This window comes from Paraconexibacter sp., from assembly GCF_041602235.1.
Lineage (GTDB): Bacteria > Actinomycetota > Thermoleophilia > Solirubrobacterales > Solirubrobacteraceae > Paraconexibacter.
On sequence record NZ_JBFIGP010000139.1, the window covers coordinates 1 to 9,464 of the forward strand.

The 9,464-nt window shown below is 72.2% G+C and carries 9 protein-coding genes; 8 read left to right on the forward strand and 1 reads right to left on the reverse strand.

What is annotated here, in order from left to right:
• From ABYE80_RS12090 to ABYE80_RS12100, 3 genes are all read left to right on the forward strand, one after another.
• Positions 1–306 (forward strand): hypothetical protein (locus tag ABYE80_RS12090; RefSeq protein WP_372790535.1); only part of this gene is annotated, 306 nt, incomplete at its 5' end.
• 268 nt (positions 307–574) lie between these two features.
• Positions 575–1,951 (forward strand): exopolysaccharide biosynthesis polyprenyl glycosylphosphotransferase, encoded by a 1,377-nt coding sequence (locus tag ABYE80_RS12095; protein WP_372790536.1) that lies wholly within the window; start codon positions 575–577, stop codon positions 1,949–1,951.
• A 246-nt stretch (positions 1,952–2,197) separates the two neighbouring features.
• Positions 2,198–3,586, forward strand: coding sequence for an exopolysaccharide biosynthesis polyprenyl glycosylphosphotransferase (locus ABYE80_RS12100; protein ID WP_372790537.1), 1,389 nt, complete (start codon positions 2,198–2,200; stop codon positions 3,584–3,586).
• Positions 3,587–3,613: 27 nt separating this feature from the next.
• Here ABYE80_RS12100 and ABYE80_RS12105 read toward each other — a convergent pair whose 3' ends face one another.
• Positions 3,614–4,945, reverse strand: coding sequence for a hypothetical protein (locus ABYE80_RS12105; RefSeq protein ID WP_372790538.1), 1,332 nt, complete (start codon positions 4,943–4,945; stop codon positions 3,614–3,616).
• Between the two features lie 93 nt (positions 4,946–5,038).
• On the opposite strand from ABYE80_RS12105, the gene ABYE80_RS12110 reads away from it, so the two are divergent.
• From ABYE80_RS12110 to ABYE80_RS12130, 5 genes are all read left to right on the forward strand, one after another.
• Positions 5,039–5,581: a serine O-acetyltransferase gene (locus ABYE80_RS12110; protein ID WP_372790543.1), complete on the forward strand. Its 543-nt coding sequence runs from the start codon at positions 5,039–5,041 to the stop codon at positions 5,579–5,581.
• On the forward strand, positions 5,571–6,281 hold the full coding sequence (locus ABYE80_RS12115) for a class I SAM-dependent methyltransferase (RefSeq protein WP_372790539.1): 711 nt from the start codon (positions 5,571–5,573) through the stop codon (positions 6,279–6,281). Before ABYE80_RS12110 ends, ABYE80_RS12115 begins: the two co-directional genes overlap by 11 nt.
• Positions 6,274–7,521, forward strand: a complete 1,248-nt coding sequence (locus tag ABYE80_RS12120; RefSeq protein WP_372790540.1) for a glycosyltransferase family 4 protein — start codon at positions 6,274–6,276, stop codon at positions 7,519–7,521. The genes ABYE80_RS12115 and ABYE80_RS12120 overlap by 8 nt, the downstream gene beginning before the upstream one ends.
• A 1-nt stretch (position 7,522) precedes the next feature.
• Positions 7,523–8,725 (forward strand): glycosyltransferase family 4 protein, encoded by a 1,203-nt coding sequence (locus tag ABYE80_RS12125; protein WP_372790541.1) that lies wholly within the window; start codon positions 7,523–7,525, stop codon positions 8,723–8,725.
• Positions 8,722–9,464 (forward strand): hypothetical protein (locus tag ABYE80_RS12130; protein WP_372790542.1); only part of this gene is annotated, 743 nt, incomplete at its 3' end. The genes ABYE80_RS12125 and ABYE80_RS12130, both read left to right, overlap by 4 nt.

Here is a 9,464-nt window from a genome sequence, read left to right on the forward strand (position 1 = left end):
GGACTGCAGGGCAAGCTCTGGGCCGCCGCGGGGTTCATCGCCGCGCGCTACGTCGGCATCATCGACGACACCTTCCGAGCGGAGCTCGTGGCCGCCGTGCCCGGCCTCGACGAGACCCGCCTGCGACGCGACGAGACCTCACCGCGGGTGGCCGCCGCCATCGAGCGGGCGGGCGACCTGGCCGCCGTCGCCGGCACGACGCGGTTCAGCACGCTGCTGCAGCCGGCTCGGGGGAACGCGATCTTGCAGCGCGGCCTGGACGTCTCGCAGCTTCACGCGACGGTCACGAGCGCCCTCGCACCCTGATGAATACTGGCTCCACACCGCGCCGCGGGACGACGCTGGACATGTGGTCCAGAGAACTTCCCCAGTTTGGGGTAGTCAGAACGACCGCCAAGCCCTAAGGTTGGCACATCGGGAGTCGTCACCGGGGAGGCGGCGACACGAGTCCAGCCGAGGGATGATGAGCGAGCACCACCTGTCAGACCGGGTCGCTGCGCCCGGCACCAGCCGTTTGCGGTCGCGTTACCGCACCCTGCCGCATTTCGTACCGCACCGGCGCACTGCGCCCGCCGTGCTCCCGGCTCCCGAGCACCCTCTGGAGCATGCGCACGAGACCACGCGCGTCCGTGAGTCGATCTACCGCCGGCTCCTCGTCGCCGCCGACGGTCTGGCGATGTTCGCCGCGCTCACGATCCTGCTGTGGGACCACCAGGTCGGCAACCTCATCCTGCTCGCCATCCCCGCGCTGATCGTCTGCTGCAAGGGCGCGGGCCTCTACGACCACGACGACCTCGTCCTGCGGCGCTCGACCCTCGACGAGTTCCCGCGGCTGCTGCAGCTCGCGACGCTCGCCACCCTGATCTTCTGGCTCTCCAGCCCGGCGTTCACCGTGATCGACCCGTCCCGCGGCGACATCGTCCTCATGTGGGCGGTGCTGATCGTGGCGATGCCGGTGTCCCGCGTCTGGGCGCGCAACCTCGCCGCACGGTTCGCCCCACCCGAGCGCTGCATGGTGGTCGGGGACGCCGACGACCTCAAGCGCATGCGCTACGCCACGAGCGACAACCCGGCGGTCGTGTGGACCGGCTCGGTGCCGATCGAGCGCGTGGTCAACGACCTCGCGGCGCTGCGCCGCATCGCGGCCGAGCACGACGCCGAGCGGCTCATCATCGCCCCGCCCAACACCACCGGGGTGCACGAGGCGGCCGTCAACCTGATCCGCGGCGCCAAGGCCACGGGGCTGCGGGTGTCGGTCATGCCCGGGCCGCTCGAGGTCGTCACCTCCGCCGTCGTGTTCGACCACCAGCCCGGAGTGACGCTGCTCGGCGTCAAGCGCTTCGGACTCACCCGGTCCTCCAACACCGCCAAGCGCGCGTTCGACCTGGTGTTCGCCGGCCTGGCGACCATCGTGCTCGCGATCCCGATGGCGATCATCGCGGTGCTCATCCGCCTGGACAGTCAGGGGCCCGTCCTGTTCCGCCAGGAGCGGATCGGGCGCGACGGGCGCTCCTTCGAGATCCTGAAGTTCCGCACGATGATCGACGGGGCCGACGCGCTGCGCGATGAGCTCGCCGAGCTCAACGAGGCCGAGGGCGGGCTGTTCAAGATCAGCGACGACCCGCGCGTCACCCGCGTCGGGCGGATCCTCCGCAAGACGTCGCTGGACGAGCTGCCGCAGCTCTTCAACGTGCTGCGCGGCGAGATGTCGATCGTCGGCCCGCGGCCCCTCGTCACCTACGAGGACGCCCGCGTCACCGGTCTGGACCGTCGCCGCCTGGCGCTCACCCCGGGCATGACCGGCCCCTGGCAGGTCACCGGCGGGGAACGGCTGCCGCTGCCCGAGATGGTGAAGATGGACTACCTCTACGTGGCCGGCTGGTCGCTGTGGTCCGACCTGAAGATCATCCTGCGCACGCTGTCGTTCGTGCTGCGCGCCCGCGGGCACTAGCCGCCTTCCCCCACGGGGCGGGGACCCGCTGGAATACCAGGGGCCGCAGGGGTTGGCGCAGCGCGGCGAGTGTGAGAGGGTGCGGCTCCGGAGCGCGACGAAAGGAGGCACAGCCCGCTCATGCCTGGTCCAGCTTCACGCGGTGACGCACGGACGCGTCCCGCAGGAACCCCCCCAGCTCTCGACCCCGGCCTGTCGGTGTTTCGGGGCCCTGGCGGCATCACCCGACTGCAGCGGCCGCACCCGTTGCCCTCCGTCACGCTGCCGGGCGCCTACCAGCACGCCGCCTGCCCGCCGCGCCTGCTCCGCCGCGAGGCGACGTACCGGCGCGCGCTGCTGCTGTCCGACGTGCTCGCCGCCGTCGTCGCACTCGAGCTGTCGCTGAACGCCCTGGGCACCGACGACCGGCTCACGTTCCTGAGCGTCCTGGTCGCGGTGCCGCTGCTCGTGCTGCTCGGCAAGCTCCACGGGCTCTACGACCGGGACGACCTCCTCGTCCGCAAGACCACCGTCGAGGAGATCCCCAAGCTCTTCCAGCACGCCACCCTGGCCGCGCTCGTCGTCTCCGTGTTCGACACGGAGCTCGGCATCGGCCAGGTCGGCGACACCCAGACGCTCCTGCTGTTCGCGATGCTGCTCACCGCGGCGATCGGCGGGCGCCTCGTCGCCCGGGCCGTGGCAGGACGGATCCTGCCCGCCGAGCGCATCCTCGTGCTCGGCGGCAGCGACGCCGAACACGACCTGCGCGAGCGCGCCGAGGGAAGGATCAACGTCGAGTTCGTCGGCGCGATCCCCTTGGAGCAGATCACCAGTCACGAGGACCTCCGGCGCATCGTCAAGGCCCACGACGTGGACCGCGTGGTGATCGTGCCGACCGCGGCCGCACGGACCCCGGAGCTCGTCCGCGCCTCCAAGGCGGCCGGCGTGCGCGTCAGCATCCTCCCCGGCGTGCTGGACGTCGTCGGGTCGCAGGTCGAGTTCGACGACGTGTTCGGCGTCACGCTGCTGGGCGTCCGCCGGTTCGGACTGACGCGCTCGGCGCGAACGATCAAGCGGGCCTTCGACCTGCTCGCCGCCATGGCCATCGGCTTCGTCGTCCTCCCGACGATCGCGATCGTCGCGCTGGCCATCAAACGCGACACGCCCGGACCGGTCTTCTTCCGGCAGCAGCGCGTCGGCCATGCCGGACGGCGCTTCTGGATCATCAAGTTCCGCACCATGGTCGACGGTGCCGATCAGCTGCGCTCCACGCTCGCGGACCGCAACGAGGTCGATGACGGGATGTTCAAGATCAGCGACGACCCGCGCGTCACCCGGGTCGGGCGGATCCTGCGCAAGCTGCACCTCGACGAGCTCCCGCAGCTGTGGAACGTCCTGCGTGGCGACATGAGTCTGGTCGGCCCCCGCCCGCTCGTCATCGACGAGGACGAGCGCATCACCGGACTGGACCGGCGGCGGCTGGAGCTCACCCCCGGGATGACCGGCCCGTGGCAGATCCTCGGCGCGGACCGGCGCGTGTCGATGAGCGAGATGCTCAAGCTCGACTACCTCTACGCGGCCAACTGGTCGCTGTGGAACGACACGAAGCTGCTGCTGCGCACCGCGGGGATCGTCGCGCGCCGGCGCGGGGTCTGAACGACCGCGCCCGCCCCCCGGCCGACGCTACCCGACGATCGAGCAGCCGCCGCGTGCGCCCTTCGAGACCCGGACGGCGGCCGCGGGCATCCCGGCCGCGCGGGCGACTCGCGCCCGCATGGCCGCCCGGGGAACGGTCAACGCGTCGCACGTCCTCGCGGCGACCCGCGCAGCCGTCTCGATCTCGGCCGTCGCCGCTCGGGCGCGACTCGATGCGTCGCGCTCCTCTGGGAGCTCCGCGACCCGTACGCCGACGGCGAGCAGCGCCAGGACGACGACCGCCACGCCCAGCGGGCGGGGCCATCCCGGGGTCGCGATGCACCGGTAGACCGCCACCGCTCCGAGCACGACCAGCATCGCCGCGCCCGGGATCATGTACCGCTGGAGGATCGACGTACCGAACGCGTTCGCCACCACGGATGCTCCAGCCACCGCGACGGCCCCCACCGCGAGCCACCGGTCGGTGCCTCTCAGCCGGCCGGCGGCGACGCAGGCCAGGAGACCGGCCATCGCCAGCGCAGCGAGCTCGACGTTCATCGCCTGCGCGAGTCGGAGCGGGCCGTAGACGAGCGCGTCGATCGGGCCACGCTGCCGCTCCAGCGCGACCGCCAGGTCGCGCGTGTGCGTGAACGAGTAGCCGAGCTCGCCGGTGACCGCCACGTCCATCAGCGTCCACACGATCGGCGCCGCCACGACGAGGAGACCCGCCGCGGCGACCTCGCGCCGCCCGCGCAACCGTCCGGCACGCCACAGGAGCGCAAGGAGGACGAGCGAGAGGATCCACGCGTCGGGACGGACCAGACCCGCCAGCGCCAGCAGGACGAGCGCCGCTCGCGCCCGACCCCGCACCGCCGCGAGCACGGCGAAGAGCACCAGGGCGGCGTACAGGAGGTCGAAGTAGCCGATCGCTGCGGTCGCGACGATGAACGGCCGCAACGCCACCGCGACACCAGCCGCCAGCGCGAGACCCACGGAGTCACTGGCCCAGAGAGCAAGGCCGAAGCACGCCAGCGCGACGCCCACCAGACCGCCCAGCGCCACCGCGCTCATGGCCGCGTCGGCGAATCCGTCGGACCCGGGGACGGCAGCCAGCGTCGCCAACGCGAGCACCAGCGGATGCGGGGTGGACCCCTGGTCGAACTCCGGCGAGTCACCGGCGAGCACCTGCGCGGCCCACAGCTGATGCCACTCGACGTCCTCGGTGAGAGGCCCGAGTTCATGCCCTACGAGGACCGCGAGCAGCGCGACCGCGGCGACCGCGATGAGGGCCCACATGACGCGCGGCGAGGGCTGCCCGAAGATCGGCGTCGGCGCCCCGTCGATCGTGCCGCAAGGCGGTCCGGGGCGGGCAGGACGCATCGCGGCAGTTTGACGGATCGAGCACGATGTTCGGAGGCTGCGTGCGGCGGCGTGCCTCGGTCCGCCGCGAACTAGTATGCGCCCGTGACGCTGATGCTCCGGGGACTGCGCAGCGACTTCCAGCTCTTCCATCGGACCTACCACCGCCACCGCAGCAGGCGCATGGCCCTGGCGGCGTTCTGGCTGCAGCCTTCGACCGAGGCCCTGCTGCTCATGCGGATGGCGTCCACCGGGCCGAAGGTCATCTCCCTGATCGCACGACGTCGGCTGTTGCGACGGTTCAGCACCGACGTCGAGCGCGGCGCCAGCATCGCCCCCGGCCTGCTGGTGGCCCACGCACTCGGCATCGTGCTCGGTGGCGGAACGCGCACCGCCCACAACGTGAAGCTCCATCACAACGTCACGCTCGGCGTCGATCGCGGCGGGTGGCCCACGCTGGAGGAGGACGTCATGGTGTTCCCCGGCGCGGTCGTCGTGGGACCCGTCACGATCGGGCGTGGCGCGAACATCGGAGCCAACGCCTTCGTGAGCGCCGATGTCCCCGCCGGCACGGTCGTCCCTGGCGGCACGCGCTGGACCCGGACCGTCGCCGCGGCGCAGGATCCCCCCGGTAGTCTGCGCCGTCGTGAAGCTTGAGACCCGCGAGGCGTACTGCGTACGCATGGTCCGTGCGGGTACCCGATCGGTGATCGACATCGGCTGTGGCACCGGATCGGTCCTGAACAGTCTTCCGGGCGTGGATCGCCGCGTCGGGGTGGACACCGACGGGGAGCTCATCGCCATAGCCCGCGCCGCGGTGCCCGCGGCGCAGTTCGAGGTCATCGACGGGGGTCGGCTGCCGTTCGAGGACTCCTCGTTCGAGGTCGCCGTCCTCTCCGAGGTCCTCGAGCACGTCGGGAACGCGAACAAGGTCGGCGTGGTGAACGAAGCGCTCCGGGTCCTGGCCCCCGGCGGGAGGCTCATCGTGACCTGTCCCCACCGGGGCCCGTTCTCCCGCCTCGATCCCCTCGACTTCAAGCGATCGATGCCACGGCTGTACGCCGCCTATCGCAGCCGCCGCGGGGGGTCACCGAAGACGGCTGCGGACATCGGCCACGTGCCGCTGACCCGCAGCGAGGTCGATGCACTGCTCCAGGGGCGCACGACCACGGTCGACCTGCGGCTGGGAGGTCCCGTCTCACCGCTGCTCGCGAACGTGATGCTGGTGCTGATGCTCACCCGCAGGCCCGACAGCTGGCGGTACGCGCTGGCCCAGGTCTCCGACCGGGAGCAGAGCCTCCCGAGCCCTCCGTGGTTCGCCCACGCGCTCCGGATGACCGTCGAGCTCGATGCCTGAGCCGCTGCGCATCGCGTGGACGGGTGAGCCCGGGTCCAGCGAGGCCGGAGGCGTCGCGGGCATCGCGTACCTCATGCTCGAGGGCCTAGCGGCCCGCGGCCACCGCATCGACGTGTTCGCGGAGACCCGCGGAGGTCGCTGCACCGCTCCCGGGATCGAGGGTCTGCCCAACGTCAGCATCGTCGGACGCGACACCCGCTGGCAGTGGGACCGCTGGTACAGCCGAGGGACCTTCCGCGCCTTCGTCTCGTCGAGCCTGTCGCGCCTCGTGATCCAGCGCCGGCTGGCCGCGGACGTGCTCGAGCGCCACGCCCGGGAGCCGTACGACGTCGTCTTCCAGATGTCGCAGTTCGAGTCGTTCTTCCGCGGGCGCGACGCGCGCCTGCCGCTGGTCGTCCATCCGTGCACGATCGTTGCGTCCGAGGCGTACTGGCACGCCGCCGAGCGAGCGCTCGCCCGGAAGACCGAGTCGTTTCCGCGGTGGTTGGCCGTCGACCTGATCCTTCGCCTGCGGGCACGGCTCCAGCACCGACACGCCGCACGCCCGAGCCTGATCGTCGGCCCCTCGCGGACGTTCGTCGCCGAGCTGCGCGATCGGTACGCGGCCACCGCGCCCGGCGTCGTGCTCCGGCACCCGACGCCGACGCCGGAGGCACCACCCGACGCACCGCCGCCGTCCGGCAGGCAGATGCTGCTCTTCGTGTCGCGGATGTCGTCCCGCAAGGGGGTCGAGCTCGTCGTCGACCTGAGCCATCGGCTCGACGACCTCCGCGACGAGGTCGAGCTCGTGCTGATCGGCGGCTACACCCTGTGGTCGAACTACACCGGGCTCCTCGACGACCTCAATCCTCGTGTCGCCCGCTACGCGGGTGAGATGCCCCAGCCGCAGGTCATGGAGCACATGGCGCGAGCAACCGCGCTGCTGGTGCCGAGCAGGTTCGAACCAGGCTCCATCGCCACGGGCGAGGCGCTGGCCTGCGGTCTGCCGGTCATCGCCAGCTCGGCGGTCGGGCCGAGCGAGATCATCGACGATGGCGGCGGGCGGGTGTTCGCCGACGGTGATGCATCGAGCCTCGAGGCGGCGGTCCGCGACCTGCTGGACGAGGCGACCCGTGAGCCGGACGGGCTGCGGCGGGGCGCGTGGACGATCGCGCGGCGTGAGCTCGACGTCCCGAGGATCGTGGACCGTCTCGAGGCGATCCTGCAGAGCGCAGCGCGACACGAGCCGTTCAGGGACTGACGTGGGATCCCAGCGCGTGCTCTTCGTGCACGAGCGGCCCGGCGACCTGGGCGGCTCCCAGACGTCGATGCTCGCCGAAGCCGCCGCGCTGCGCGACCGCGGTTGGGAGGCCGTGCTCCTGCACGGTGAGGAGGGGGTGACGGATGCGGTCACCGGGCGGTTCGACGACAGCCGCTTCGCCGCCGAGATCTTCGCGCCGCACCCCCGGCCCAGCGCGCGCCGCGCCCTCCGTGGACATGTCGACGAGACGGCAGCAGGGGTCGTCCACGTGCACCTCGGCCTGCACGCGTCCCTCGTCTCGGACGTCGCGCGACGGCACCCGACCGTCGTGACCACCCACCTCCCGGTCTGCCCGAACGGAGCGCGCTTCCGGTACGCGCAGGAGCGGGCGTGCGAGCGGCGCATCGGGGCCCGGTGCTTCACCCAGGGCTACCGCTCCGAAGGCTGCGCCACCCGCTCCGACGACGTCGAGTACGACCTGGCCCGGTTCGCGCTCGGCGCCGGGTACGCGAAGTGGATGCTCCGCGCGCTCCGACGCTGCTCCGCGGTCATCGCGCCGAGCGAGTGGCAGCGACGCATGCTGGTCGCAGACGGACTGCTCGAGGATCGCGTCGTCGTGCTCGCGCCGCCGATCGCGCGGCCCTCCGCCGGCCCCGTGCCGCCCCCCACGGACGCACCGGTCGTGCTCACCGCCGGTCGCCTGACCACCCTGAAGGGCGCGCACCACCTGCTGCGGGCGTCCGCGACGATCACGGCGCCACACGTGTTGCACATCGCCGGCGAGGGGCCGCAGCGCGCCCACCTGGAGCAGCTCGCGAGCGCGCTGGAGATCTCGAGCAGGGTCCGCTTCCTCGGTGCGCTGCCCGCACACGCCCTGCACGCTGAGATGGGCCGCGCGGCGGTGGTCGTCGTGCCGTCGCTGTGGCCGGAGACCTTCGGGATGGTCGGGCCGGAGGCCGTGCTCTCCGGGACGCCGGTCGTGGCCTACGACAGCGGCGGTGCCGCCGACTGGGCACGACCGGAACACGGCGTCACGTCCGTCGCCGACGGGGACATCGCCGGGCTCGGCCGTGCGATCGAGTCGAGCCTGCGGCTGCGGGCACGCGTCCCCCGCGAGCAGCAGGCACGCGTCGAGGAGTGGCTCGCCCCGCCGGCCCATGCCGAAGCGCTGACCGCCCTCTACCGCAGGCTCTCCGCAGGGTGATCACGCGGGTCGCCCTCATCTCCGTCGGTGATGCGCGCGACCCCGGCGTGTGGTCCGGGATCCCGTGGCAGATCCGATCGACGTTGACCGCGATGGGGGTCGACGTGACCGACGTCAGCCCGCTGCGCGTCCCCTTCGCCCGCGGGCGACACCTGGCGTTCACGGCGGCCCAGCGGATCGGCCGCCACTACCGCTACGACCTCGACCGCGGCAGCATCCGGGCGATGGGTCGGGCGGCGAACCGGCGGCTGAGCGAGTCGCGTGTCGATGCCGTGATCTCGACGTCGATGCTTCCGCTCGCCGCGCTTCGCACCACCCTGCCCGTCGGGGTCTGGCAGGACGCCACGATCGCGAACCTCGTCGAGACCTACGCCGAGTACCGACGCCTGTCCGCTGCGCGTCGCCGCCGCCTCTTCGCCATGGAGCGCGAGATCCTGTCCCGCGTGACGGTGGCGGGCTACGCATCGTCCTGGGCCGCCCGCTCGGCGATCGAGGTCCTCGGTGCTCCCGAGAGCAGGGTCGTCGAGCTTCCCTTCGGAGCCGGCCTGCTCCCACGGGGCGGGTTCGACCCTGCGCCGGCACTCGCCGCACGCGCGACAGACGTCTGCCGGCTCGCATGGATCGGCGCGGACTGGCAGCGCAAGCGCGGGGACTTCGCCATCGCGGTCGCGCAGGCCCTGGTCGAGAGAGGGCGGCAGGTCCACCTCACGATGGTCGGGCAGGCGCCTCCTCACGGGAC